We start from the raw sequence: 23,787 nt of genomic DNA, 5'->3' as shown, positions 1-23,787 counted from the left end.
GCCGCTCAGCCGCGGTCCGCGATCACCACGCCGACGGCGCGGGTGGTGCGACCACCGGCGGGCGGTCGTTGCACGTGATCAGGTTCGGCAGGTACGGCGCGAGCCACGGCGTGCCGACGTGGAACTCGTTCCGGTCGACGCCGTCGTTGCCGCCCAGGTCGGCGAGCGAGAACTCCGAGCCGTTCGCCCAGTCCCAGTTGAACGCCCCGCAGTTGTTCACGCCCCAGTGGCCGACGTTGCGGACATCCACGTTCTCGAAGCTCGCCGAGCCCATGGCGCGTGCGCTCACGACGTTCGCGCCCGTACCGTCGACGCGGATGTCCCGGAAGCGCACGCCCTCGATGCGGTACCGGTCCTTCACGGGCCAGTCGGCGACGACCATGATCGCGTGGTTCGTGCTGTCGAGGAAGTGGTCGCCCGTGACCTCGATGTCGGCGTCGATCGACCGGTCGAGCGCGTAGAACCAGATCGCCCCGAGCCCGATGTTCCAGTTGAGCTCCCAGGTGCCAGCGCGCACGGTCGTGTTGTCGGCGATCGAGATCGTCCCGCCGAACGGCTCGGCGCCGAACCGCGACCCGACGTGCAGGGCGCTGCCCTCGCGGATCGGGTCGGCGACGAGGTTGCCCGAGACCGCGAGGTCGGAGCCGCCGTAGAGCGCGATGCCGTTCGCGAGGGTCGGCGTCTGCACGGTGTTGCGGTCGAACGCGTTGCGCGCGTTCGCCCGGCCTTCCGACCACATCGCGAGCGCGTCGTCGCCCGTGTTGCGGACGAAGTTCTGCGCGACCGTCGAATCCGTGACGCCCGTGTGGAAGTTGAGGCCGTCGGCGACCTGGTCGACGATCACGTTGTTCCGCACCACCGTGTTCGACATCGGCCCGTCGAACCACAGGCCGACCTTCGTGTGCTGGATGTGGAGCCCCTCGATCGTCGAGTCGCTCATCGCGCCGCCGATGCCGTTCACCTGGTCGGTGTCGATGCGCTCGCGCACGTCCCCGCGGATCGAGAAGCCCGAGAGGTGCACGTTGCGGCTGCCGCCGTCCGCGGCGGACTTCCCGTAGAAGCCCACCCCGGTGTGGACCGAGCCGTCGGGCGAGGGCTCGGCGAGGGCGACCTCGTCACCGCGGATGATCGTGTACCAGCTGCCGGCGCCCTCGATCGTGACGTCGTCGACGATGATGTGGCGGTTCACCCGGTAGACGCCCGGCGGGACGTACACCGGCAGGCGGAGCTTCCGCGCGGCGGCGATGGCCTTGTCGAACGAGTCGGCCGAGTCCCTGCGGCCGAGCGGGTCGGCGCCGAAGAGCAGCACGTTCGCGGCCTTCAGCCGGACGTGCGGTGCACCGACCAGTTCGGTGTCGACGAGGTCGATCGTCGTGAGCCGGGCGGCGGCGCCGGCGGGGACGGCGAGGCGGAGCACGGAGCCGGCGCGGTAGGTCCGGGGCAGGAGCATCCGCTGCTCGTCGTAGAAGTGCATCGGCCGGAACGGCGTGGCGACCTGGTAGCCCGCGCCCGGCACGCACCCGCACTCGGCGATCCACCAGTCGGGGTGCAGGAGTCCGGCGTTCGGGTCGTTCGTGAACGGGTACTGGTTGTAGAGCCAGGAGTACTCGCTCGTGAGCGCGAGGGTCCGCCGGTCCTTGCCGTCGACGGTCACGTCGAGCGGCGAGGTGATGCCCCCGCCGCCCGGCGCGTCGGGGATGCTGTAGCGGACCGTGATCGCGTTGGTCGCGGCGGGCAGCGTGAACTCGACCCACTGGCGGGCGGCGAGCTGCACGCCGCTGCGACCGGATGCCTCGGCCGCGAGCGTGTACGCGTCGCGGCTCGGGGCGAGCACCGTGCCGGTGGTGGTCGCGTGCTCGGCCTCCTGTTCGAGGAAGGGCACGTCGGCGCCGCGGCCCGCGACGAGTGCGGGGTCGAGCGCGGCGCGGGTGACCACGGGCGCCGGGGGAGGGGCGGGTGCCGCGGCGGCGGGGGCGGCGCCGAGGACGCCGGTCGCGGCGACGGCGAGCGCGGTGAGCGTTGCGGAGAACATGGCCGGGCGGCGGCGCGCCTCGGCGGTCGGGGATGTCATCGTCGACGATTCCTCTCGGGTGTGCACCAGCGGATGCGGCGCATCCGCATGTCGGTGACGACGGTAGGGATCGCGTCGCCGTCGGCACAAGGTGTCGTACGGAAATGTCGGAAAAGAATCGACTTCTTGCGAAATCCGAGGCAAGCGCGCGCAAGTCCGCCGCAAGCCGGCCCGCAATCCGTCGTCGCACCGGCGCGGCATCCCGGCCGACTACAGTTGAAGGGTTGTTTCCGCACACCAGCAAGGAGTGGATCAGGTGGCCGACGGCTTCGCCCTCTTCACCGACCGATCCGTTGTCGCGATGCGCGTCAACGGCGAGCTGAAGGACCTGGCCGCCACGGTCACGGACGCCGACGTGGTCGAGCCCGTGACGATCGACTCGCCGGACGGCCTCTCGATCCTGCGCCACTCGACCGCGCACGTGCTCGCGCAGGCGGTGCAGGCGATCAACCCCGAGGCCAGGCTCGGCATCGGACCGCCCGTCACCGACGGCTTCTACTACGACTTCGACGTCGCGACGCCGTTCACCCCCGAGGACCTCAAGGCCCTCGACAAGGAGATGGCACGGATCATCCGCTCGGGTCAGCGGTTCATCCGCCGCGTCGTGACCGACGACGAGGCGCGCGCCGAACTCGCCGCCGAGCCGTTCAAGCTCGAGCTGATCGGCCTGAAGAGCGCGTCCGGCCACGGCGAGTCGAGCGGCGACGACCACGAGTCCGTCGAGGTCGGCGGCGGCGAGCTCACGATCTACGACAACGTCGACCCGAGGACCGGCGAGACGGTCTGGAAGGACCTCTGCCGCGGACCGCACCTGCCGAACACCCGCATGATCGGGAACGGCTGGTCGCTGATGCGCGTGGCCGCCGCCTACTGGCGCGGCAGCGAGAAGAACCCGCAGCTCCAGCGCATCTACGGCACCGCGTGGCCCACGAAGGACGAGCTGCGCGCGTACCAGACCCGCCTCGAGGAGGCCGCCAAGCGCGACCACCGCAAGCTCGGCGGCGAGCTCGACCTGTTCAGCTTCCCCGACGAGATCGGCTCGGGCCTGGCGGTCTTCCACCCCAAGGGCGGCATCATCCGCTACGAGATGGAGGAGTACCTCCGCCGGCAGCTGCTGCGGAACGGCTACGAGTTCGTCAACACGCCGCACATCACGAAGGCGCACCTCTACGAGGTCAGCCAGCACCTCAACTGGTACGCCGACGGGATGTTCCCGCCGATGCACCTCGACGAGGAGACCGACGCCGAGGGCAACATCACCCGGCAGGGCCAGGACTACTACCTGAAGCCCATGAACTGCCCGATGCACAACCTCGTCTTCCGTGCGCGCGGCCGGTCGTACCGCGAGCTGCCGCTGCGCCTCGCGGAGTTCGGCACCGTGTACCGGTACGAGAAGAGCGGCACGCTGTCGGGCCTCACGCGCGTGCGCGGCCTCACCCAGGACGACGCCCACATCTACGTGACCGAGGACCAGATCAAGGACGAGGTCGCGAGCCAGCTCGCGTTCGTCCTCGAGACCCTCCGCGGGTACGGCCTCGACGACTTCTACCTCGAGCTGTCCACCAAGGACCCCGTGAAGTCCGTCGGGAGCGACGAGCTCTGGGAGACCGCGACCGAGACCCTCCGCGAGGTCGCCGTCGAGTCCGGCCTCGAGCTCGTCGACGACCCGGGCGGAGCCGCGTTCTACGGCCCGAAGATCTCGGTGCAGGCGCGCGACGCGATCGGCCGGACCTGGCAGCTGTCGACCGTGCAGCTCGACTTCAACCAGCCCGAGCTGTTCGAGCTGCGCTACGCGGCCGCCGACGGCACGCAGAAGCAGCCCGCGATGATCCACCGCGCGTTGCTCGGCTCGGTCGAGCGGTTCTTCGCGATCCTGCTCGAGCACTACGCAGGCGCGTTCCCGGCGTGGCTCGCACCCGTGCAGGTCGTCGGCATCCCCGTCGCCGACGAGTACGGCCCGTACCTCGGGGCGATCGTCGAGCAGCTCCGCGGGTACGGCGTGCGCGCCGACCTCGACACCACCGACGACCGGATGCAGAAGAAGATCCGCACCCACACGACGCAGAAGGTGCCGTTCCAGCTCATCGCGGGCGAGAACGACCGGAGCGCCGAGACCGTGAGCTTCCGCTTCCGCGACGGCACGCAGGAGAACGGCGTGGCGATCGAGGACGCGATCGCGAAGATCCGCGAGGCGATCGCCGATCACCGCCAGGTGTCGACGAGGGACGACCTGTTCGCATGACGCATTACGGCGAGGACGAGTTCGAGGGCGTCGACACCCAGCGCTCGGGCGACCTCGCCGCGGTGCCCGACGCGTTCCAGCGGCTGTGGACCCCGCACCGCATGGTCTACATCGAGAACGGTCAGGAGCCCGGCGAGGAGGCCTGCCCGTTCTGCCGGGCGCCGGAGTTCGACGACGAGCGCAGCTTCATCGTCGCGCGCGGCACCCACGCGTACGTGCTGCTGAACCTGTACCCGTACAACAGCGGCCACCTGCTGGTCTGCCCGTACCGGCACATCGCGACCTACGACGAGTCGACGCCCGAGGAGGTCGCCGAGATCGGCTCCCTCACGCAGACCGCGATGCGGGTGCTGAAGGATGTCTCGCGCTGCGACGGCTTCAACATCGGGATGAACCAGGGCAGGATCGCCGGCGCCGGGATCTCCGAGCACCTGCACCAGCACATCGTGCCGCGCTGGGCGCTCGACTCGAACTTCTTCCCGATCATCGCGAAGACGAAGGCGATCCCGCGGCTCCTCGGCGAGGTCCGCCAGGAGATCGCCGACGGGTGGCCCGAGACCCGCTGATCGCGGAGCGCCGACGGCCGGCGCGAGACCCGGTGATCGAGGAGCGTCCGAGCGCAGCGAGGACGCGGATCGAGATCAGCGCACCGGTCGCCGGCTCAGCGGACCTGCTGCACCTCGAACTGCAGGCGCGGGTTCGCGTACGCGTCCTGCGACTCGACGAGCCGGAGCTCGCGGTCGCCGGACTCGTGCGTGTTCACGAGCAGGTCGTGGACGCTCGAGGCTGTGCGCGCGAGCGCGTCGGCCGCGTCGCCCGTCCGGCGGTAATGGGCCGTGAAGAGGGCGGCCGTGACGTCTCCGGAGCCGTTCGCCTTCATCGGGAGGAGCGGGGTCCGCACGATCCAGGCGCCGCGGTCGTCGACCGCGAGCATCTCGATCGTGGCGGGGTCGCGGTCGGGCTGCTCGACGCTCGTGACGAGCACGGTCCGCGGGCCCGAGGCCCGGACGAGATCGACCGCGTCGAGGGTCGAGGCGAGCGAGCCGGGCTCGGTGCCGGTGAGGTACCCGAGCTCGAACTGGTTCGGGGTGATCAGGTCCGCGGCCGGCACGACCCGGTCGCGCAGGAGCACGGGGATCGCCGGCGCGACGAAGCATCCGCTCTTCGCATTGCCCATGACCGGGTCGCACGAGTAGATCGCGTCGGGGTTGGCCGCCTTGATCCGCGCGACCGCGTCCAGGATCACGTCCGCGATGCCCTCGCTGCCCTGGTAGCCGGAGAGGATGACGTCGATCTTCGGGAACGCGCCGCGGTCCTCGATGCCCGCGATCACCTCGCGCACGTCGTCGGGGGAGATGAGCGGGCCGCGCCAGGCGCCGTAGCCCGTGTGGTTCGAGAAGTTGACGGTGTAGACCGGCAGCACGTCGACGCCGATGCGCTGGAGCGGGAACACGGCGGCCGAGTTGCCGACGTGGCCGTAGGCGACCGCCGACTGGATGGAGAGGACCTTCACCGCTCGATCATCCCATCCCCGGCGGGCAGGAGTCGCCCGCCGGCCGCCCGCACGGCGGCGGCGATGTCCGCCGCGAGCCGTTCGGCGTCGGCGTCGCCGAGGTCGTGCACGGTGAGCCGGAGCCGCCGCGCCGCGGGCCCGTCGCCGAGGAGGAACTCGTCGCCGGCTCGTGCGAGCCATCCGCGTCGCATCAGCTGCTCGGAGACGTCGCGCGCCGGGACCGGCAGCGCGACCCAGAGGTTCAGCCCGTCGCCGGCCTCGGCGGGGACGCCGAGCGCGGTGAGCCGTTCGGCGAAGGCGCGGTTCCGGGTCGCGTAGTGGGCGCCCGCGCGCGCGATCCCGTCGACGACCTCTGGGTCCGTGACGAGCGCGAGCGTCAGGCGCTGGAGGAGGTGGCTGACCCAGGTGGTGCCGGGTGTGAGGCGCCTGGCGAGCCGCTCGGCCGTGTCGGGATCGGAGGCGGTGACCGCGAGGCACATGTCGGGGCCCAGGAACTTCGACACCGACCGCACGAGCGCCCAACGCCGGTGGTCGGGTCCGATGAGCGAGTGGAACGGGCTGCGCGAGAGCATCGAGAAGTGGTCGTCCTCGACGACCAGGACGTACGGATGCTCCGCCAGCACGGCGCGCAGGTCGGCCGCGCGGCGCTCGGTGAGGCTCGCGCCCGTGGGGTTCTGCGCGCGGGGCGTGCAGATGAGAGCCCGGACGCCCTGCTCGAGCGCGGCGCGGAGCCCCTCGACGGTCATCCCCTCCTCGTCGACCGGGACCGGGACGGCCCGGTAGCCGCCGACGCGGACCGTGTGGATGCTCGTGAGGAAGCACGGGTCCTCGAGGGCGACCGCGTCGTCGCGGACGAGGGCCTGGGCGAGGAGGCGGTCCACCGCGTCGGCCGCGCCGCTCGTGATCGTGAGGCGGAGGTCCCGCGGCGCGAGGTCGGCGCTCATCCACGCGTGCGCCCAGCGCTCGAGGCCGGGGTCGATGACCGGCTCGCCGTACAGCACCGGCCGGCCCGCCATGCTCGCGAGCGCGCGCGACGGGTCGGGGATGAGGTCGGGGTCGGGGTTGCCCGTGGCGATGTCGCGGAGCACGCTGTCGGCGGCGAACCCCTCCTGCGCGACCGCGGACCGGTCGGCGACGTGCGTCCCGCCGCGCCCGCGGGTCACGACCATGCCCGCCTGGATGAGCTGCCGGTACGCGGCGACCGCGGTGTTGCGGTTGACGCCGAGGTGGTCCGCGAGCGCGCGGACCGGGGGAGCGCATCGCCCGGTCGCAGGTCTCCCTGCTCGATGAGCGCGCGCACGCTGTCGGCGATGTCGGCGGCCGATCGGCCGGTGATCTCGAGCGTCATGTCTCGTTCCGTCGGTGTTCCGCGGGCGGGTTCCGCACCATGCTATCTTTTGGCCTAGGTCAAGCGGATGCTGTGTCCGCAAGTTGCGCGATCGCGCGTCATCCACCGAAGGGAACCACCGATGAGCACTGCCGAGATCGGCTCCAGCCGCGTGAAGCGCGGCCTCGCCGAGATGCTGAAGGGCGGCGTGATCATGGACGTCGTCACGCCCGAGCAGGCGCGCATCGCCGAGGACGCCGGCGCCGTCGCCGTCATGGCCCTCGAGCGCGTCCCCGCCGACATCCGCGCGCAGGGCGGCGTCGCCCGCATGAGCGACCCGGACCTCATCGAGGCGATCATCGCCGAGGTCTCGATCCCCGTCATGGCGAAGGCCCGCATCGGCCACTTCGTCGAGGCGCAGGTGCTCCAGGCGCTCGACGTCGACTACATCGACGAGTCCGAGGTGCTCTCGCCCGCCGACTACGTCAACCACATCGACAAGTGGCAGTTCACCGTGCCGTTCGTCTGCGGCGCGACCAACCTCGGCGAGGCGCTGCGCCGCATCAACGAGGGCGCCGCGATGATCCGCTCGAAGGGCGAGGCCGGCACCGGCGACGTCTCCGAGGCGACCAAGCACATCCGCAAGATCACGAGCGAGATCAACGTGCTCCGCTCGATGACGAAGGACGAGCTCTACGTCGCGGCGAAGGAACTGCAGGCCCCGTACGACCTCGTCGTCGAGGTCGCCGAGACCGGCAAGCTCCCGGTCGTGCTGTTCACGGCTGGCGGCGTGGCCACCCCGGCGGATGCCGCGATGATGATGCAGCTCGGCGCCGACGGCGTCTTCGTGGGCTCGGGCATCTTCAAGTCGGGCAACCCCGAGCAGCGCGCCGCCGCGATCGTCAAGGCCACGACGTTCTACGACGACCCCTCGGTCATCGCCGACGTGTCGCGCGGGCTCGGCGAGGCGATGGTCGGCATCAACGTCGGCGACCTGGCCGCACCGCACCGCCTCGCCGAGCGCGGCTGGTGACCACGACCCTCCGCGAGGAGTCGCTCGACGCGGGGACCGAGGCATCCGGTCCCCGCGTCGGCGTGCTCGCGCTGCAGGGCGACTTCCGCGAGCACGCGCGCGTACTCGCCGGGCTCGGGGCATCCGTCTCGCTCGTCCGGCGGCCCGAGGACCTCGACGGGATCGACGGGCTCGTGATCCCGGGCGGCGAGTCGAGCGTGATGGACAAGCTCGCGCGCACCTTCGGCGTCGCCGGGCCGCTGCGGGCCGCGATCGCGAGCGGCCTGCCCGTGTACGGCACGTGCGCCGGGCTCATCATGATCGCCGACACGCTGCTCGACGCGATCGCCGGGCAGGAGTCGCTCGGCGGCCTCGACGTCGTCGTGCGCCGGAACGCGTTCGGGTCGCAGAATCAGTCGTTCGAGGTCGACCTCGACGTGCCCGCGCTCGGCGACGAGCCCGTGCACGCGGTGTTCATCCGCGGTCCGGTCGTCGAGGCGGTGGGCCCGAAGGCCACTGTGCTCGCGAGCCTCGCCGACGGGCGGGTCGTCGCGGTCGAGCAGGGGAACCTGCTCGGCACGAGCTTCCACCCCGAGATCACCGGCGAGCACCGGTTCCACGAGTACTTCCTGGGCAAGGTGCGGGCGCGTAGCATCGCGGCGTGACCACCTGGATCGCCCTGCTCCGCGGCGTCAACGTCGGCGGCATCACCATCAGGTCCGCCGACCTGCGCGACCTCTTCGACGGGCTCGGGTTCACGGGCGTGCGCACCGTGCTCGCGAGCGGCAACGTGGCGTTCGAGTCGGACGCGTCCGATGCGGGGCGCCTGAAGTCGCGGATCGAACGCGCACTCGCCGACCGGTTCGGCTACGACGCGTGGATCGTCCTCACGACGGCCGAGCACGTCGCGCACGTCATCGACGCCTTCCCGTTCGACGCCGACGACGCGTCACGGCAGCCGTGGGTGATCTTCGGCTCCGGCGACGAGCCGCTCGACGAGCTCGCGGCCGCCGACGGGCTCGACCCCGATGTCGACCCGATCGCCCGCGGCGACGGCGTCGTGTACTGGAACCCGGTGAAGGGCACGACGACCGACACGCCCTTCGCGAAGCTGCTCGCCAAGGCGCGGTTCAAGCCGACCACGACGAACCGGAACCTGCGGACGCTCGCGAAGCTCGTGGGGTAGGCGGCGCGCTCGGCCGGCGCGACCGCGGGGCGGACGTGCGCCCGTCGCTCGGGGCGACGTGCCCGTCCTGCCATAGAATGGTCCGTCGGCGGGCGAACCCGCCGCGAAGCCGATCCAGGAGCAGCATGTCCGGGCATTCCAAGTGGGCGACGACCAAGCACAAGAAGGCCGTCATCGACGCGCGCCGCGCGAAGTCGTTCGCGAAGCTCATCAAGAACATCGAGGTCGCGGCCAAGCTCGGCGGCGCCGACCTCAACGGCAACCCGACCCTGTACGACGCCGTGCAGAAGGCCAAGAAGACCTCGGTGCCGAACGACAACATCGACCGCGCCATCAAGCGCGGCGCCGGCATCGGCGGCGAGTCGGTCGACTACCTGAACATCACGTACGAGGCGTACGGCCCGAACGGCGTCGCCCTCATGGTCGAGGTGCTCACCGACAACAAGAACCGCGCGGCCGCCGAGGTGCGCACGGGCCTCAGCCGCAACGGCGGCACGCTCGCCGACCCGGGTTCGGTCGCCTACAACTTCACGCGCAAGGGCGTCATCGTCGTGACCGGCGAGGGCACGACCGAGGACGACGTCATGATGGCGGCGCTCGAGGCGGGCGCCGAGGAGATCGAGCCGCACGCGCTCGGGTACGAGGTCGTCACCGACCCGTCCGACCTCGTCACGGTCCGCAAGGCGCTGCAGGACGCGGGCCTGGACTACGAGTCGGCCGACATCGAGTTCGTGCCGAACCTCAAGGTCGAGATCGACGCGGACACCGCGAAGAAGGTCTTCCGCCTCATCGACGCACTCGAGGACTCGGACGACGTGCAGAACGTCTACAGCAACTTCGACCTGTCGCCCGAGGTGCAGGCCGAGCTCGAGGCAGAGGACTAGGCCGGTCGCCATGCGGGTGCTCGGCATCGATCCCGGGCTCACCCGCTGCGGCGTCGGCGTCGTGGATGTCGCGCCGAACCGGCAGGCGCAGCTCGTCGACGTGGTCGTGCTGCGCTCGCCGACCGACCTCCCGATCGAACGGCGCCTCGCGCGCATCGCCGACGGGCTCGAGGCGATCATGGACGAGCACCGCCCGCAGGCGGTCGCGCTCGAGCGGGTCTTCGCGCGCTCGGACGTGTCGACGATCATGGGGACCGCGCAGATCTCCGGCGTCGCCATGCTCATCGCCGCCCGGCGCGAACTGCCGGTCGCGCTGCACACGCCGAGCGAGGTCAAGGCCGCGATCACCGGCTACGGACGCGCCGACAAGAAGCAGGTGGGCGCGATGGTCGCGCGCATCCTCGGCCTCGAGGCGGTGCCGAAGCCCGCGGATGCCGCGGACGCGCTCGCGCTCGCGATCTGCCACGCGTGGCGAACCGGCGGCGTCGCGGGTGAGGCGGTGCGGGATGCCTCGGCGGCGGGCCGTCGGGGACCGGATGCCTCGACGCTCACGCCGGCCCAGCGCGCATGGCTCGCCGCGGAGCGCGACGCCGCGGTGTCGGGGGCCGCCCGTAGGGTGAAGGAGTGATCTCCTCCCTGCGCGGATCCGTGCTCTCCGCGACCGGCGGCTCCGTCGTCATCGACGTCGGCGGCGTCGGTTACCACGTGCACGCCACGCCCGCGCTCGCGCTCGCCGCGCGCCCCGGCCACGAACTCTCGGTGCACACCGTGCTCATCGTGCGCGAAGACTCGATGACCCTGTTCGGATTCGCGACGCGCGACGAGCTCGAGGTCTTCGAACTGCTCATCGGCGTGACCGGGGTCGGCCCGAAGTCCGCGCTCGGGGTCCTGTCGGCGCTCTCGCCGGACCAGGTCGCCGAGGCGGTCCAGGCCGACGACGATGCGGCGTTCCGCAAGGTCAGCGGCATCGGGCCGAAGACCGCGAAGCTCATCACGGTCTCCCTCGCGGGCAAGCTCGCGGCGCCGGCCGCCCGGTCCGCGGCGACCCCGGTCGTCACGGGCACCGCGGCCGACAGCGTGCTGGCGGCGCTCACCAACCTGGGCTGGCCCGAGAAGGTCGCCGCCGAGGCCGTCGAGGAGACCGTGGGCGAGGCATCCGATGCCGACGCGGCATCCGTGCCCGCGCTGCTCAGGCTCACGCTCGCCCGGCTGGGGCCGGCCCGCCCCGTCGGGAGGAGCCGATGACCGACGACGACCTCGACCTGACCGACCCGGAACTCGCGAACGAGGCGGAACTCGCGTTCGAGGGCGCCCTGCGCCCGCGGAGCCTCGGCGAGTTCGTCGGCCAGACGCGCGTGCGCGGGCAGCTCCAGCTCCTCCTCTCGGCGGCTGCGCTCCAGAAGCGCACGCCCGACCACATCCTGCTCGCGGGACCCCCGGGGCTCGGGAAGACGACCCTCGCGATGATCGTCGCGCACGAGGGCGGGCGGCCGCTGCGCATGTCGAGCGGGCCGGCCATCCAGCACGCCGGCGACCTCGCGGCGATCCTCAGCTCGCTCGTGCCGGGGGAGGTGCTGTTCATCGACGAGATCCATCGCATGGCGAGGTCGGCCGAGGAGATGCTGTACCTCGCCATGGAGGACTTCCGCATCGACATCATGGTCGGGAAGGGCGCCGGTGCGACCTCGGTCCCGCTCGACCTCGCGCCCTTCACGCTCGTGGGCGCGACGACCCGCGCCGGGCTCCTGCCGAACCCCCTGCGCGACCGGTTCGGGTTCACCGCCCATCTCGAGTTCTACGACGAGGCCGAGCTCGCGCAGGTGCTGACCCGTGCCGCCGCGATGCTCGGGCTCGCGATCCACCGCCCGGCGATCGAGGAGATCGCCGGGCGCTGCCGCGGGACGCCCCGGATCGCGAATCGACTGCTGCGACGCGTGCGCGACTACGCCCTCGTGCACGGCTCGACCGGCTCGGGCCGGCGCCCGGGCGAGGCCGACCTCGACTCGGTGCGCGCGGCGCTCGACCTCTACGACGTGGACGCGCTCGGCCTCGACCGGCTCGACCGCGCCGTGATGGAGACCATCCTCACCCGCTTCGGCGGCGGCCCGGTCGGGCTCAACACGCTCGCGGTCTCGGTCGGCGAGGAGGCGGAGACCATCGAGGCGGTCGTCGAGCCGTTCCTCGTGCGGATCGGCCTGCTCACGCGGACCCCGCGCGGACGCGTCGCGACGCCCGCGGCCTGGCGTCATTTCGGGCTCGTGGACGGTGCGGTCGAGGCTTCAGCCGCGCTTCCGATCGATGACCTATAATCCAAACAGGCTTCGGCCGACCCACCTCTGATTCCGTGCGCGCACGCGCACGCTGGAAGGCGCCCTCACCTCATGGCTTTCGATCCGTTCACCATCATCATGCTCGCCGTCCTGGCGGTGCTGATCTTCTTCATGTTCCGCAATTCGCGGAAGCGTCAGAACGACGCGCGCGAGCTGCAGTCGAAGGTCGTGCCGGGCGCGAAGGTCATGACGAACTTCGGCGTGTTCGGCACGATCCTGTCGATCGACGAAGAGGAGAACCGGGTCGAGATCGAGACCACCCCGGGCACCGTCCTCGCCGTGCACCGCCAGACGGTGGCGCGCGTCGTCGAGCCGGTCGCGACCGAGGCCGAGGATGAGCCCGAGGCGATCGAGGGCGAGCCCGAGTTCGGCGAGCGCATCGATGCGCCCGCGACCGACGAGGCGCCCGAGACCAAGAAGTCGGACGACTAGCACCTTCCCCCAGAGGCTCGGCCCGCGCGCTGCTGCGCGGGTTCCCCCAGAGAAAGCACACACGTGGCTGCACCATCGAAGCGGACCAAGCGACCCACCCCGGTTCGCAAGGCCTGGCGCTCCCTGACCTGGCTCGGCGTGATCATCGTCGGCCTGTTCGCGATCAACGCCGCCGGCGTGATCTGGGGCGGCGGATCCTGGACACCCAAGCTCGCCCTCGACCTCGAGGGCGGCACGCAGATCATCCTCGCGCCGAAGCTCGAGAGCGGGCAGACGGCCTCGCAGGAGCAACTCGACCAGGCGGTGTCGATCATCCGCCAGCGCGTCGACGCCTCCGGCGTCGCCGAGAGCGAGATCCTCACCGAGGGCAGCAACATCGTCGTGCGCATCCCCGGCGAGCTCGACGAGGAGACCCGGAACCGCATCGAGTCCTCCGCGAAGCTCGAGCTGCGGCCGGTCCTGCTCTCCTCCGCCGCCACGGACGCCTCGATCGACCCGAGCGCGTCACCCGAGGCGACCGAGCCGGCGGAAGAGCTCAGCGACACCCCGACGGTGGCGCCGACCGACGGCAGCGACCCGAACTGGGTGACGCCGGCGCTCCAGGCCGAGTTCGACGACTTCGACTGCTCGACGCTCGACGACACCGGCGCCAACGCCGCGCCCGCCGACGAGCCGCTCGTCACGTGCGACGTCACCCGCACGGTCAAGTACCTCCTCGGCCCGGTCGAGGTGAGCGGTGCGGACATCGCCGACGCGTCGAACGGCACCGTGCAGACCAGCACGGGTGCCAACACCGGCACCTGGGCGGTCAACATCGTCTTCAACGAGGACGGCACCGCCGCCTTCGCCGAGGTCTCGACGCGCCTCTACGGCCTGAAGGACCAGGCGCCGCGCGACCAGTTCGCGTTCGTGCTCGACGGCGCGGTGCTCTCGGCGCCGTCCATGAACGGCGTCATCACGGACGGCCGTCCGCAGATCACGGGCTCGTTCACGCAGGAGTCGTCCAAGGCGCTCGCCGACCAGCTGAAGTTCGGCGCGCTGCCGATCAGCTTCACGGTGCAGTCGTCCGACACGATCTCGGCCACGCTCGGCACCTCGCAGCTGCAGAACGGCCTCATCGCCGGCCTTATCGGCCTGCTGCTGGTCGTGATCTACACGCTGTTCCAGTACCGCGCGCTCGGCTCGGTCACGATCGCGTCGCTCGTGATCGCGGGCGTGATCACCTACCTGACGATCACGATCCTGTCCTGGCGGCAGGGGTACCGGCTCTCGCTCGCGGGCATCGCGGGCCTCATCGTCGCGATCGGCTTCACCGCGGACTCGTTCATCGTGTACTTCGAACGCGTGAGGGACGAGCTCCGCGACGGGCGACCGCTCGTCGGCGCGGTCGAGGCGGGATGGAAGCGCGCGTTCCGCACCGTGCTGGCCTCGAAGGGCGTGAACCTGCTCGCCGCGATCATCCTGTTCATCCTCGCGGTGGGCAGCGTGAAGGGCTTCGCGTACACGCTCGGTCTCACGACGATCATCGACGTCATCGTCGTGATCCTGTTCACGCACCCCATGCTCCAGTTGCTCGCGCAGACGAAGTTCTTCTCGAGCGGCAATCCCTGGTCCGGTCTGGACCCGCAGGCGCTCGGGGCCGTGTACCGCGGCCGTGCCGAGTTCCGGAAGACCTCGGCGGTCCCGGCGCGCAAGGCCGCGTCGAGCTCGCGCGAGGCGCAGAAGCGGCAGACGATCGCCGAGCGCAAGGCCGCCGAGTCGGCCGAGCCGGCGAAGCCGGATGAGAAGGTCGGCGCCAAGGCGGGCGCGGGCGAAGGCAAGGAGTCCTGATGGCCAACCGGCTCACCACGTTCGGCAACGACCTCTACACGGGCAAGCGCTCGTTCAACTTCGTCGGCGGCCGCAAGAAGTGGTTCGCGATCGCGGGCGTGCTGATCATCCTCTCGATCGCGGTGCCGCTGCTGCGCGGCGTGAACTTCAGCATCGAGTTCCGCGGCGGCTCGCAGTTCCAGATCGCGGGCGTCGAGAACGCGACCGCGCAGCCGGCGATCGACGCCGTCGAGTCGGTCGTCCCCGGCACGGACGTGCATGTCGCGATCATCGGCGGCACGGGCGTTCGCGTGCAGACCGAGCAGCTCGAAGCAGGCGAGTCGCGCGACGTGACGACCGCGCTGGCCGAGGCGTACGACGTCCCCGAGTCCGAGGTCACCTCGTCGTTCATCGGCCCGAGCTGGGGCGCCGACGTCACGCGTCAGGCCGTCGTCGGCCTGATCGTGTTCACGCTCCTGTCGGCGATCGTCATGGCCATCTACTTCCGCACCTGGAAGATGTCGGTCGCGGCGATCATCGCGCTCATCGGCGACCTGATCGCCACGGTCGGCATCTACGCCGCCGCCGGCCTGGAGATCTCGCCGGCCGCGATGATCGGCGTGCTCACGATCCTGAGCTACTCGCTCTACGACACCGTCGTGGTGTTCGACAAGATCCGCGAGAACACCGCTCAGGACGGTGAGGAGTCGCGCCGCACCTTTGCCGAATCGGTGAACCTCGCGGTCAACCAGACCCTCGTCCGTTCGATCAACACGAGCGTGGTCGCCGCGCTCCCGGTCGCCGCGATCCTCGTGATCGGCGCCGGGGTGCTCGGGGCCGACACGCTCCGCGACATCTCGTTCGCGCTCCTCATCGGCATCCTCGTGGGGACGTGGTCGACGGTGTTCATCGCCGCGCCGCTGTACTCGCTGCTGCGCGAGCGCGAGCCGAAGATCAAGCGACACGACGAGAAGGTCCTCAAGGAGCGCGAGCGCGCGAGCGCCGCCGCCGCGAAGGACCTCGAGTCGGCGGTCGCCGCCGGATGATCCGCAGCCTCGGCACCTCCTGCGCCGCCGGACATCGCGATGAACCTGCGATGATTGGTGGTCTGGAGGTGCTGAGGTGACGGAGACCGGGATCAACCAAACGGCCACGCTGCGCCGACTCGTGCCCCGGATCTTCTCGAGGGCGCAGCCCTCGGGCGCCGTCGAGACGCTGCTGCGGACCGTCCGGCTCCACCATCCGAAAGCCGACCTGGCGCTCGTCGAGCGCGCCTACCAGGTCGCCGAGCGGGCCCACGAGGGCCAGAAGCGCCGCAGCGGCGAGCCGTACATCACGCATCCGATCGCGGTCGCGCAGATCCTCGCCGATCTCGGCATCGGTTCGAAGGCGGTCTCGGCGGCGCTCCTGCACGACACCGTCGAGGACACGGCCTACACGCTCGACCAGCTCCGGGCGGACTTCGGCGACGAGATCGCGATGCTCGTGGACGGCGTCACGAAGCTCGACAAGGTCAAGTACGGGGACTCGACGCAGGCCGAGACCGTCCGGAAGATGATCGTCGCGATGTCGAAGGACATCCGCGTGCTCATCATCAAGCTGGCCGACCGGTTGCACAACGCGCGGACCTGGGGGTTCGTCCCCGCCGAGTCCGCCACGCGCAAGGCGACCGAGACGCTCGAGATCTACGCGCCGCTCGCGCACCGCCTCGGAATCCAGACGATCAAGTGGGAGCTCGAGGACCTGTCGTTCGCGGTGCTCTACCCGAAGCTGTACGCGGAGATCGAGAGCCTGGTCCGACAGCGGACGCCGCAGCGCGAGGAGTACGTGCAGACGGTCATCGACCTCGTCGGCGACGACCTGAAGGCCGCGAAGATCCGCGGCAAGGTGGTCGGCCGCCCGAAGCAGTACTACTCGATCTACCAGAAGATGATCGTCCGCGGCCGGGAGTTCGATGAGATCCACGACCTCGTCGGCATCCGCGTCCTCGTGAACAGCGTGCGGGACTGCTACGCCGTGCTCGGTTCGATCCACGCACGATGGACGCCGGTGCCCGGGCGGTTCAAGGACTACATCGCGACGCCGAAGTTCAACCTCTACCAGTCGCTCCACACGACCGTCATCGGTCCGAAGGGCCGCGCGGTCGAGATCCAGATCCGCACGCACGAGATGCACCAGCGCGCCGAGTTCGGCGTCGCGGCGCACTGGAAGTACAAGGAGCGGGTCAACAGCAACCGGAGCGAGGACCAGACGCCCTCGACCGAGGCCGACATGGCGTGGCTCGCGCATATCTCCGACTGGCAGGCGGAGACCGCCGACCCGGGGGAGTTCCTCGACTCGCTGCGGTTCGAGATCGGGGCCAAGGAGGTCTACGTCTTCACGCCGAAGGGGCGGGTCATCGGGCTGCCCGCGGGCGCGACGCCGGTCGACTTCGCGTACGCCGTGCACACCGAGGTCGGTCATCGCACGATGGGCGCGAAGGTGAACGGCCGTCTCGTGCCGCTCGAGTCGGAGCTCAACAGCGGCGACGTCGTCGAGGTCTTCACCTCGAAGAACCCGGACTCGGGCCCGAGCAAGGACTGGCTCGGGTTCGTCAAGAGCCCGCGCGCGCGGAACAAGATCCGGCAGTGGTTCACGAAGGAACGCCGCGACGAGGCGATCGAGCACGGGCGCGACGCGATCGCCCGGGCGATGCGGAAGCAGAACCTCCCGCTCCAGAAGCTGATGAGCCAGGAGTCGTTCGCCGAGGTCGCCGCGCAACTGCGGTACGAGGATGTCTCGTCGCTGTACGCGGCCGTCGGCGAGGGCCACGTCTCGACGCAGTCGGTCATCGAGAAGGTCGTCGCGCTCGTGCGCGACGACGACGAGACCGACGAGCCCGAGCTCGCGATCCCCACGCGGGCGCGTCCGCTTCCGCGAAGCAGCGACTCGGGCGTCCTCGTGCGCGGAGCGCCCGACATCCTCGTGAAGCTCGCGCGATGCTGCACGCCCGTCCCGGGCGACGAGATCATCGGCTTCATCACGCGCGGATCCGGCGTCTCGGTGCACCAGGCGGGCTGCCACAACGTGCAGTCCCTCATGCGCGAACCGGACCGCATGATCGACGTCGACTGGGCGCCGAGCTCGAAGAGCGTGTTCCTCGTGCAGATCCAGATCGAGGCGCTCGACCGCTCGGGCCTGCTCTCGGACGTCACGCGCGTGCTCTCCGAGCACCACGTGAACATCCTGTCGGCGACCGTGTCGACCTCGACCGATCGCCTCGCGCTCAGCAGGTTCGTGTTCGAGATGGGCGACACGACCCACCTGGACCGCGTCCTGAACGCCGTGCGGCGGATCGACGCGGTCTACGACGTGTACCGGGTCTCCGCAGGCTGAGCCGCCGCGACGGCGGCCGCTCGGTCGAGCCGATCGAGCGCGCACGCCTTGTGCGGGAGCCGGAACGCCGACTCGACCCGAGTTCTGACCAGTTCGGCGAGACTCGTCGTCGCGCGGATCGAGCCGGCGCAGGCGAGCGCGGCGGCGGTCGCGTCGATCGCATCCGCGTCGGACTCGCTCCGATCGCGAGCGAGGTCGTACACGGTGCGCGCGAGCGTCGTGCAGCGCACCTCGCCGAACGCGATCACGTCGTCCTCCTCGATGGCGATCTCCCGGATGGGGAAGTCCCGCGCGACGCGCATCGCGATCCGCGCGGTGATCGGGACGCAGAACTGCGGGGGCGTGGGCGGCGCGAGGAGCGCACCGTGCACCCAGGCGGCCGAGCGGCGTTCGACGATCAGGTCGCGCACGTCGCGCTTGCCGAGGACCGCTGCGCGCAGCTCGCGGAGGTCGGGTTCGTCGATCGACACCCAGCCGCGATCGATCCGGACGACCTCGCCGTCGAGGCCCGCCGCGATCAGCTCGGGCAGGGGGAGGTCGCGTTCATCGAGGACGGCGGGGAGGCGGGCCATGCCGACATCCTGCCCGGTCCCTCCCGCCCCGGACGACGCCGCCCCCTCGCTGTGGACAGGAGGAGGCGGGACGTCGCGGGGGAGGAGGCTTCGCTCAGCCGCCGACCGCCTTGAGCCAGGCGCGGCGCGCGTCGAGCGCCTCCTTCGTCGAGGCGGCGGCCTTGGCGTCGCCGGCCGCCTCAGCGGCGGCCAGCTCGTCCTCGAGCTTCGCGATCGCGTCCTGGAGTTGGCCGAGCATGCCCTCGGAGCGCGCCTTCTTCTCGGGGTCCTCGCGCTGCCAGCGCTCGTCCTCGAGGCCGCGCACGTGCGTCTCGACCTTGCGGAGGCGATCCTCGACCGTGCGGACCTGGTCGCGCGGGACCCGGCCGGCCTCGTCCCAGCGGCGCTGGATCCGGCCGAGCGCAGCGCGGGCGGCCTTCGGGTCCTGCTCGGCGAGGAGCTTCTCCGCCTCCTCGAGGAGCGCGAGCTTCTCGGTCAGGTTCTCGCGGTACGACTCGTCCTCGAGGGCGTCGGACTCGGCCTTCGCGTGGAAGAGGACGTCGCCGGCCTCCTTGAACTTCGCCCAGAGCGCGTCATCGACCTTCTTGCCGGCGCGGCCGGCCAGCTTCCAGTCGTCCAGGAGCGCACGGTACTCGGGGATGCCGTCCGCACCGCGGCCGGCGAGCGACTCGGCGCGATCGATGAGCTGCTGCTTGCGGGCGCGGACGTCGCGGTGCGCGGCGTCCAGGTCGGCGAAGAACGCCTTCCGGTGCTGCTCGATCGTCGACCGCGCGGTGCGGAATCGCTTCCAGAGGTCGTTGGCCTCGCCCTTGGGCAGTCGCGGACCCTCCTGCTGGTGCTGCTGCCAGCGCGAGAAGAGCTCGTCGAGCTGCGCGGTGGTCGTCTTCCACTGCGTGCGAGCGGGATCCTGCGCGGCGAGCGCCTCGGCCTCCTCGACGATCGAGGTCCGGTAGGCGATGGCGTCGGCGACCGCGGCCTTCTGCTCGGCCTGCTGCTGCTCGGTGAGTTCGGCCGTGGTGCCGGACAGCGACTCGAGGCGCCGCGCGAGGGCGTCGAGGTCCCCGACGGCGTGCGCGTTCGCGACCGAGTCGCGCAGGTGGGAGACGGCCTTCGCGACGTCCGCTGCGGGGGCGCCGCGGCGCGCGCGCTGCTCGAGCAGCGAGACCTGGCCGGCGAGGTCGGCGAACTTGCGCTCGAAGTACGCGAGCGCCTCCTCGGCCGGGGCATCCGGGTACTGGCCGACTTCGCGCTCGCCCTCGCTCGTGCGCACGAAGACGGTGCCCGTCTCGTCGACTCGGCCCCACGGTTGCTGGTCTGATTCGGTCACTGCTCACCCTGTCGTGATCGGTTGCCGCGCTGCGGCGCGACGTGTGCCAGACCAGCCTATTGCAAGCCGATCGGGCTGGTGCGGGCGGGTGTCGTCGCGACGGACCCGCGAATGCGCGTGCCTACTGCACCGTGAACGAGGTGATGGTCACGGGGACGGCGGGCGACCCGTCGCCGGAGCCGTCCGCGGTGCCCGGCATCACGACGCCGGCGACCAGCTGGTCGAGCCCGCTCGTGACGTGGCCGATGACGGTGTACCCGCCTGCGGCGTCGGCGGGGATGGTCGTGTCCTGGTAGACGATGAAGAACTGGCTGCCCTGGCTCGACGCGTTGCCGCTCTGGCGTGCCATCGCGATCGTGCCCGCGGGGTAGAGGTCGTCGGCGGGGGCGTTCTCGATCGGGCCGTACGAGTAGCCGGGGCCGCCCGAGCCGTCGCCGGCCGGGTCGCCGCACTGGAGGACGTAGATGCCCTCGGTGGTCAGGCGGTGGCACGTGAGGCTGTCGTAGAAGCCGGCCTGGGCGAGCGACACGGTCGAGGCGACGGCCTGGGGTGCCGCGACGCCGTCGAGCTCGACCCCGAGCGGGATGCCGTTGATCGTGAGGGTCCCGGTCCAGGCGCGGTCCTCGGCGAGGTCGGCCGAGGGGACGTCGCCCTGGTTGCCGTCGGCGGGCGCGGTGGCCGCGGGCGATGCCTCGGGGCTGGGTGCGGGCGCGCCCGGACCGCTCTGGAAGTACGCGACCTGCGCGGCGACCGCGAGCGCCAGCACGACGACGAGCGCGCCGCCGGCGATCAGGTTGTCGCGCAGGCGACGACGCTGCTTGCGGGCGTGCACCTCCTGGCGTGCCTGGTAGGTGCGCAGCCGCGCACGTTCCTCACGGGCCTGCCGGTCGTTCGTCGCCACGCGTGCTCCTCCTCGGGGATCCTGCGTGCAGACTCTACGCAAGCGCCGGGCCCCGTTGCCAATCGCGGGCTCGGAAGGCCCGGGCCATGTCGGCGGCCGCGGCTACGCTGGTCGGCATGGCGGAGCACGGAGTCGGGTTGCGCACGGGCGCGACCCCGCTCGCGGTGCGCATGCGCCCGACGAGCCTGGACGAGGTCGCCGGGCAGCGGCACCTCCTCGGGCCGGGGTCTCCGCTCGTCGCGCTCGCGGGCGATCGCGCCGGGACCAGCGGCAGCGTCTCGGTGATCCTGTGGGGTCCGCCCGGCACGGGGAAGACGACGATCGCGCAGGCGATCGCGCGCTCGTCCGGGCGCAAGTTCGTGGAGCTCTCCGCGGTGACCGCCGGGGTGCGCGACGTGCGGCAGGTGATGGAGGAGGCGCAGGCGTCCCGCGACCTCTACGGCCTGTCGACCGTGCTCTTCCTCGACGAGATCCACCGGTTCACGAAGGCCCAACAGGACGCGCTCCTGCCGGGCGTCGAGAACGGCTGGGTCATCCTCGTCGCGGCGACGACCGAGAACCCTTCGTTCTCGGTCATCTCGCCGCTGCTCTCCCGGTCGCTCCTGCTCACGCTCGAGCCGCTCTCCGACGACGACCTCGGCGCCCTCGTCGACCGGGCGGTCGCGGATCCGCGCGGCCTCGCCGGCCGGTTCGACCTCGACGCGGAGGCGCGCGCGGTGCTGGTGCGGCTCGCGTCGGGCGATGCCAGGCGCGCGCTCACGGCGCTCGAGGCGGCGTCGGTCACCGCGGCGAGCGAGGCCGCCGCTGCGGCGGCGGGCGAGCCCGTCGGCCGAGCGGCCCGGTCGGAACCGGATGCGGCCGGTGCGGCCGACGGGGATGCCCCGGGCGAGGCCGACGAGGATGCCTCCGGCGATACCGGCGATGCCGGCGAGGTTCCCCCCGGCGAGGCCGGCGCCGCGCCCCGGCCCGTGATCACCGCCGAGGCGGTCTCGCGCGCCGTCGACCGGGCGCTCCTGCGGTACGACCGGGCCGGCGACGAGCACTACGACGTCATCAGCGCGTTCATCAAGTCGGTCCGCGGCAGCGACGTCGACGCCGCCCTGCACTACCTCGCACGCATGATCGAGGCGGGGGAGGACCCGAGGTTCATCGCCCGGCGCATCATCGTGCTCGCGTCGGAGGACATCGGCATGGCCGATCCGACCGCGCTCGGCGTGGCCGTCGCAGCCGCCGACGCGGTCCAGCTCATCGGCATGCCGGAGGGTCGCATCCCGCTCGCGCAGGCCGTCGTGCACCTCGCGACCGCGCCGAAGTCGAACGCGGCCTACCTCGGCATCGACCGGGCGATCACCGACGTGCGGGCCGGCAAGGCGGGCCGGGTGCCGCCGCACCTGCGCGACGCCCACTACCCGGGCGCGAAGCGCCTCGGGCACGGCAAGGGCTACCGGTACCCGCACGACGACGCGATCGGCGTCGTCGCGCAGCAGTACCTGCCCGACCCGCTCCGGGGCTCGGTCTACTACGAGCCGACCGAGCACGGGAACGAGCGCGAGATCTCGGCGCGGCTCGCGAAGCTCCGGCGGATCGTGCGCGGCGCGCCCCGCGAGGACGGCTGAGCGCCCGCGGCCGTGAATCGTCGGGCCGTGGCGCGCCGTGATAAGATCGTCGCTGGCCTGAAGCCCATCTCCCGCAACGGCTGCGCGGGGGAACGGGGCGAAGGGCGCGACCTGTAGCCGGTCCGCCCGCGGCGAATCCCTCTGACACCCTTTCCGGCGCGCCTGCGCACGGAACGAATCGTTCGAGAATCCCATCCGAAAGGAACCACGTGTCGAACCGCGCACGTAGCAAGACCCGCCTCTCCCGCTCGCTCGGCGTCGCCCTCACCCCGAAGGCCGCCCGCATCATGGAGAAGCGCCCGTACGCCCCCGGCGAGCACGGCCGCACCAAGCGCAAGCAGGACAGCGACTACGCCGTCCGCCTCCGGGAGAAGCAGCGCCTCCGGGCCCAGTACGGCATCCGCGAGAAGCAGCTCCGGATCGCCTACAACGAGGCCAAGCGCACCGACGGCCAGACCGGTGAGAACCTGGTCGAGCTGCTCGAGATGCGCCTCGACGCGCTGGTGCTCCGCGCCGGCTTCGCGCGCACCATCGCGCAGGCCCGCCAGTTCGTGGTGCACCGCCACATCCTCATCGACGGCAAGATCGTCGACCGCCCCTCCTTCCGCGTGAAGCCGGGCCAGCACATCGGCATCAAGCAGCGCTCCGAGGGCACCGAGCCCTTCCAGGTCGCCGCGGCCGGCGGCCACGTCGACGTGCTCCCGAAGGTTCCGGGCTACCTCGAGGTCGAGCTCGACAAGCTGCAGGCGACCCTCGTGCGTCGCCCGAAGCGCGCCGAGGTGCCCGTCACCTGTGACGTGCAGCTCGTCGTCGAGTACTACGCCGCTCGCTGACGTTCGCGTCGAACGGAAGGGGCCGCGGGAGACATCCCGCGGCCCCTTCCGCCGTCCTCGGGGCATCCGCGCGCCGTTAGACTGGCCGGAGGCCGAACGACGGCGAATCGCGCCGCGCGGCATCGAGGCAGGGAGCACCGAGTGAAGAGCATGCTGTGGTTCGTCGCCGGCGTCGCCGCCGGCTTCGTCGCCGCGCACCAGATCAACCAGACCGCGCCCGGTCGGGAGTTCTTCGAATCGGTCAACGCCAAGGCGCGCGCGTTCGGCGCCGCCGTCGCCGACGGCTATCACGAGCGGGACGCCGAGCTGCGCGCCGGCGAGCGCTCCGAGGACTGAGCGCCCCACGATCTCCACCGC

The 23,787-nt window shown here is 71.3% G+C and carries 21 protein-coding genes and 1 pseudogene; 16 read left to right on the top strand and 6 right to left on the bottom strand.

Annotated elements, in window-relative coordinates; genetic code table 11:
* Positions 1-22: 22 nt before the first annotated feature.
* Positions 23-2,071, bottom strand: a complete 2,049-nt coding sequence (locus ACDF64_RS15520; RefSeq protein ID WP_394552261.1) for a glycosyl hydrolase family 28-related protein — start codon at positions 2,069-2,071, stop codon at positions 23-25.
* Positions 2,072-2,327: 256 nt separating this feature from the next.
* Here ACDF64_RS15520 and thrS point away from each other — a divergent pair, with 256 nt between their 5' ends.
* Both thrS and ACDF64_RS15510 read left to right on the top strand, forming a co-directional pair.
* Complete coding sequence (thrS, locus tag ACDF64_RS15515; protein ID WP_394552260.1) at positions 2,328-4,313, top strand: threonine--tRNA ligase; 1,986 nt, start codon at positions 2,328-2,330, stop codon at positions 4,311-4,313.
* Complete coding sequence (locus ACDF64_RS15510; protein WP_394552259.1) at positions 4,310-4,879, top strand: HIT family protein; 570 nt, start codon at positions 4,310-4,312, stop codon at positions 4,877-4,879. Before thrS ends, ACDF64_RS15510 begins: the two co-directional genes overlap by 4 nt.
* Positions 4,880-4,974: 95 nt before the next feature.
* On the opposite strand, the gene pdxY is transcribed toward ACDF64_RS15510, so the two are convergent.
* Together pdxY and ACDF64_RS15500 are read right to left on the bottom strand one after the other, a co-directional pair.
* Positions 4,975-5,826: a pyridoxal kinase PdxY gene (gene pdxY, locus ACDF64_RS15505; protein ID WP_394552258.1), complete on the bottom strand. Its 852-nt coding sequence runs from the start codon at positions 5,824-5,826 to the stop codon at positions 4,975-4,977.
* A pseudogene (locus ACDF64_RS15500) lies at positions 5,823-7,174 on the bottom strand (aminotransferase class I/II-fold pyridoxal phosphate-dependent enzyme). Before ACDF64_RS15500 ends, pdxY begins: the two are co-directional and overlap by 4 nt.
* Before the next feature lie 121 nt (positions 7,175-7,295).
* On the opposite strand from ACDF64_RS15500, the gene pdxS reads away from it, so the two are divergent.
* From pdxS to ACDF64_RS15445, 11 genes are all read left to right on the top strand, one after another.
* Positions 7,296-8,186: a pyridoxal 5'-phosphate synthase lyase subunit PdxS gene (pdxS, locus tag ACDF64_RS15495; protein WP_394552257.1), complete on the top strand. Its 891-nt coding sequence runs from the start codon at positions 7,296-7,298 to the stop codon at positions 8,184-8,186.
* Positions 8,183-8,830, top strand: a complete 648-nt coding sequence (gene pdxT / locus ACDF64_RS15490) for a pyridoxal 5'-phosphate synthase glutaminase subunit PdxT (RefSeq protein ID WP_394552256.1) — start codon at positions 8,183-8,185, stop codon at positions 8,828-8,830. Before pdxS ends, pdxT begins: the two co-directional genes overlap by 4 nt.
* Positions 8,827-9,351, top strand: coding sequence for a DUF1697 domain-containing protein (locus ACDF64_RS15485; protein ID WP_394552255.1), 525 nt, complete (start codon positions 8,827-8,829; stop codon positions 9,349-9,351). The genes pdxT and ACDF64_RS15485 overlap by 4 nt, the downstream gene beginning before the upstream one ends.
* A gap of 125 nt (positions 9,352-9,476) precedes the next feature.
* The gene (locus tag ACDF64_RS15480) at positions 9,477-10,235 is read left to right on the top strand and encodes a YebC/PmpR family DNA-binding transcriptional regulator (RefSeq protein WP_394552254.1); all 759 of its coding nucleotides are present in this window, start codon (positions 9,477-9,479) and stop codon (positions 10,233-10,235) included.
* A gap of 10 nt (positions 10,236-10,245) precedes the next feature.
* The gene (gene ruvC, locus ACDF64_RS15475; RefSeq protein ID WP_394552252.1) at positions 10,246-10,863 is read left to right on the top strand and encodes a crossover junction endodeoxyribonuclease RuvC; all 618 of its coding nucleotides are present in this window, start codon (positions 10,246-10,248) and stop codon (positions 10,861-10,863) included.
* Positions 10,860-11,480 (top strand): Holliday junction branch migration protein RuvA, encoded by a 621-nt coding sequence (ruvA, locus tag ACDF64_RS15470; protein WP_394552250.1) that lies wholly within the window; start codon positions 10,860-10,862, stop codon positions 11,478-11,480. Before ruvC ends, ruvA begins: the two co-directional genes overlap by 4 nt.
* Positions 11,477-12,544 (top strand): Holliday junction branch migration DNA helicase RuvB, encoded by a 1,068-nt coding sequence (gene ruvB / locus ACDF64_RS15465; RefSeq protein ID WP_394552249.1) that lies wholly within the window; start codon positions 11,477-11,479, stop codon positions 12,542-12,544. The genes ruvA and ruvB overlap by 4 nt, the downstream gene beginning before the upstream one ends.
* A gap of 72 nt (positions 12,545-12,616) precedes the next feature.
* Positions 12,617-12,997: a preprotein translocase subunit YajC gene (gene yajC, locus ACDF64_RS15460; protein WP_394552248.1), complete on the top strand. Its 381-nt coding sequence runs from the start codon at positions 12,617-12,619 to the stop codon at positions 12,995-12,997.
* A 63-nt stretch (positions 12,998-13,060) separates the two neighbouring features.
* On the top strand, positions 13,061-14,827 hold the full coding sequence (secD, locus tag ACDF64_RS15455; RefSeq protein ID WP_394552247.1) for a protein translocase subunit SecD: 1,767 nt from the start codon (positions 13,061-13,063) through the stop codon (positions 14,825-14,827).
* Complete coding sequence (gene secF, locus ACDF64_RS15450; protein WP_394552246.1) at positions 14,827-15,852, top strand: protein translocase subunit SecF; 1,026 nt, start codon at positions 14,827-14,829, stop codon at positions 15,850-15,852. Before secD ends, secF begins: the two co-directional genes overlap by 1 nt.
* 76 nt (positions 15,853-15,928) lie before the next feature.
* Positions 15,929-18,181, top strand: a complete 2,253-nt coding sequence (locus ACDF64_RS15445) for a RelA/SpoT family protein (protein WP_394552245.1) — start codon at positions 15,929-15,931, stop codon at positions 18,179-18,181.
* On the opposite strand, the gene ACDF64_RS15440 is transcribed toward ACDF64_RS15445, so the two are convergent.
* The 3 genes from ACDF64_RS15440 to ACDF64_RS15430 all read right to left on the bottom strand — a co-directional run bounded on the left by ACDF64_RS15440 (position 18,151) and on the right by ACDF64_RS15430 (position 20,981).
* Positions 18,151-18,753, bottom strand: a complete 603-nt coding sequence (locus ACDF64_RS15440; protein ID WP_394552244.1) for a hypothetical protein — start codon at positions 18,751-18,753, stop codon at positions 18,151-18,153. The two genes, ACDF64_RS15445 and ACDF64_RS15440, sit on opposite strands and share 31 nt — an antisense overlap.
* Positions 18,754-18,847: 94 nt before the next feature.
* Positions 18,848-20,080, bottom strand: a complete 1,233-nt coding sequence (locus tag ACDF64_RS15435; RefSeq protein ID WP_394552242.1) for a DUF349 domain-containing protein — start codon at positions 20,078-20,080, stop codon at positions 18,848-18,850.
* Positions 20,081-20,201: 121 nt separating this feature from the next.
* Entirely contained in the window at positions 20,202-20,981 is a 780-nt protein-coding gene (locus tag ACDF64_RS15430; protein WP_394552241.1) for a peptidylprolyl isomerase, read from the bottom strand.
* A gap of 116 nt (positions 20,982-21,097) precedes the next feature.
* On the opposite strand from ACDF64_RS15430, the gene ACDF64_RS15425 reads away from it, so the two are divergent.
* The 3 genes from ACDF64_RS15425 (at position 21,098) to ACDF64_RS15415 (ending at position 23,766) form a co-directional block, all read left to right on the top strand.
* On the top strand, positions 21,098-22,597 hold the full coding sequence (locus ACDF64_RS15425; RefSeq protein WP_394552239.1) for a replication-associated recombination protein A: 1,500 nt from the start codon (positions 21,098-21,100) through the stop codon (positions 22,595-22,597).
* Between the two features lie 209 nt (positions 22,598-22,806).
* Positions 22,807-23,430, top strand: a complete 624-nt coding sequence (rpsD, locus tag ACDF64_RS15420; protein WP_394552238.1) for a 30S ribosomal protein S4 — start codon at positions 22,807-22,809, stop codon at positions 23,428-23,430.
* Positions 23,431-23,571: 141 nt separating this feature from the next.
* Complete coding sequence (locus ACDF64_RS15415; RefSeq protein WP_394552237.1) at positions 23,572-23,766, top strand: hypothetical protein; 195 nt, start codon at positions 23,572-23,574, stop codon at positions 23,764-23,766.
* Positions 23,767-23,787: the final 21 nt, after the last annotated feature.

The sequence above is a fragment of the Agromyces sp. MMS24-JH15 genome (assembly GCF_043518605.1).
In the GTDB taxonomy this organism is placed as follows: Bacteria; Actinomycetota; Actinomycetes; order Actinomycetales; family Microbacteriaceae; genus Agromyces.
This window is presented reverse-complemented; position numbering and strand designations above follow the sequence as displayed.

What these genes read in the sequence shown, in the direction of transcription:
- ACDF64_RS15520 (WP_394552261.1), bottom strand. Translation starts at nt 2,071, where the DNA reads ATGACATCCCCGACCGCCGAGGCGCGCCGCCGCCCGGCCATGTTCTCC.
- ACDF64_RS15510 (WP_394552259.1), top strand. Translation starts at nt 4,310, where the DNA reads ATGACGCATTACGGCGAGGACGAGTTCGAGGGCGTCGACACCCAGCGC.
- pdxS (WP_394552257.1), top strand. Translation starts at nt 7,296, where the DNA reads ATGAGCACTGCCGAGATCGGCTCCAGCCGCGTGAAGCGCGGCCTCGCC.
- ACDF64_RS15480 (WP_394552254.1), top strand. Translation starts at nt 9,477, where the DNA reads ATGTCCGGGCATTCCAAGTGGGCGACGACCAAGCACAAGAAGGCCGTC.
- ruvC (WP_394552252.1), top strand. Translation starts at nt 10,246, where the DNA reads ATGCGGGTGCTCGGCATCGATCCCGGGCTCACCCGCTGCGGCGTCGGC.
- ruvB (WP_394552249.1), top strand. Translation starts at nt 11,477, where the DNA reads ATGACCGACGACGACCTCGACCTGACCGACCCGGAACTCGCGAACGAG.
- yajC (WP_394552248.1), top strand. Translation starts at nt 12,617, where the DNA reads ATGGCTTTCGATCCGTTCACCATCATCATGCTCGCCGTCCTGGCGGTG.
- secF (WP_394552246.1), top strand. Translation starts at nt 14,827, where the DNA reads ATGGCCAACCGGCTCACCACGTTCGGCAACGACCTCTACACGGGCAAG.
- ACDF64_RS15440 (WP_394552244.1), bottom strand. Translation starts at nt 18,753, where the DNA reads ATGGCCCGCCTCCCCGCCGTCCTCGATGAACGCGACCTCCCCCTGCCC.
- ACDF64_RS15425 (WP_394552239.1), top strand. Translation starts at nt 21,098, where the DNA reads ATGGCGGAGCACGGAGTCGGGTTGCGCACGGGCGCGACCCCGCTCGCG.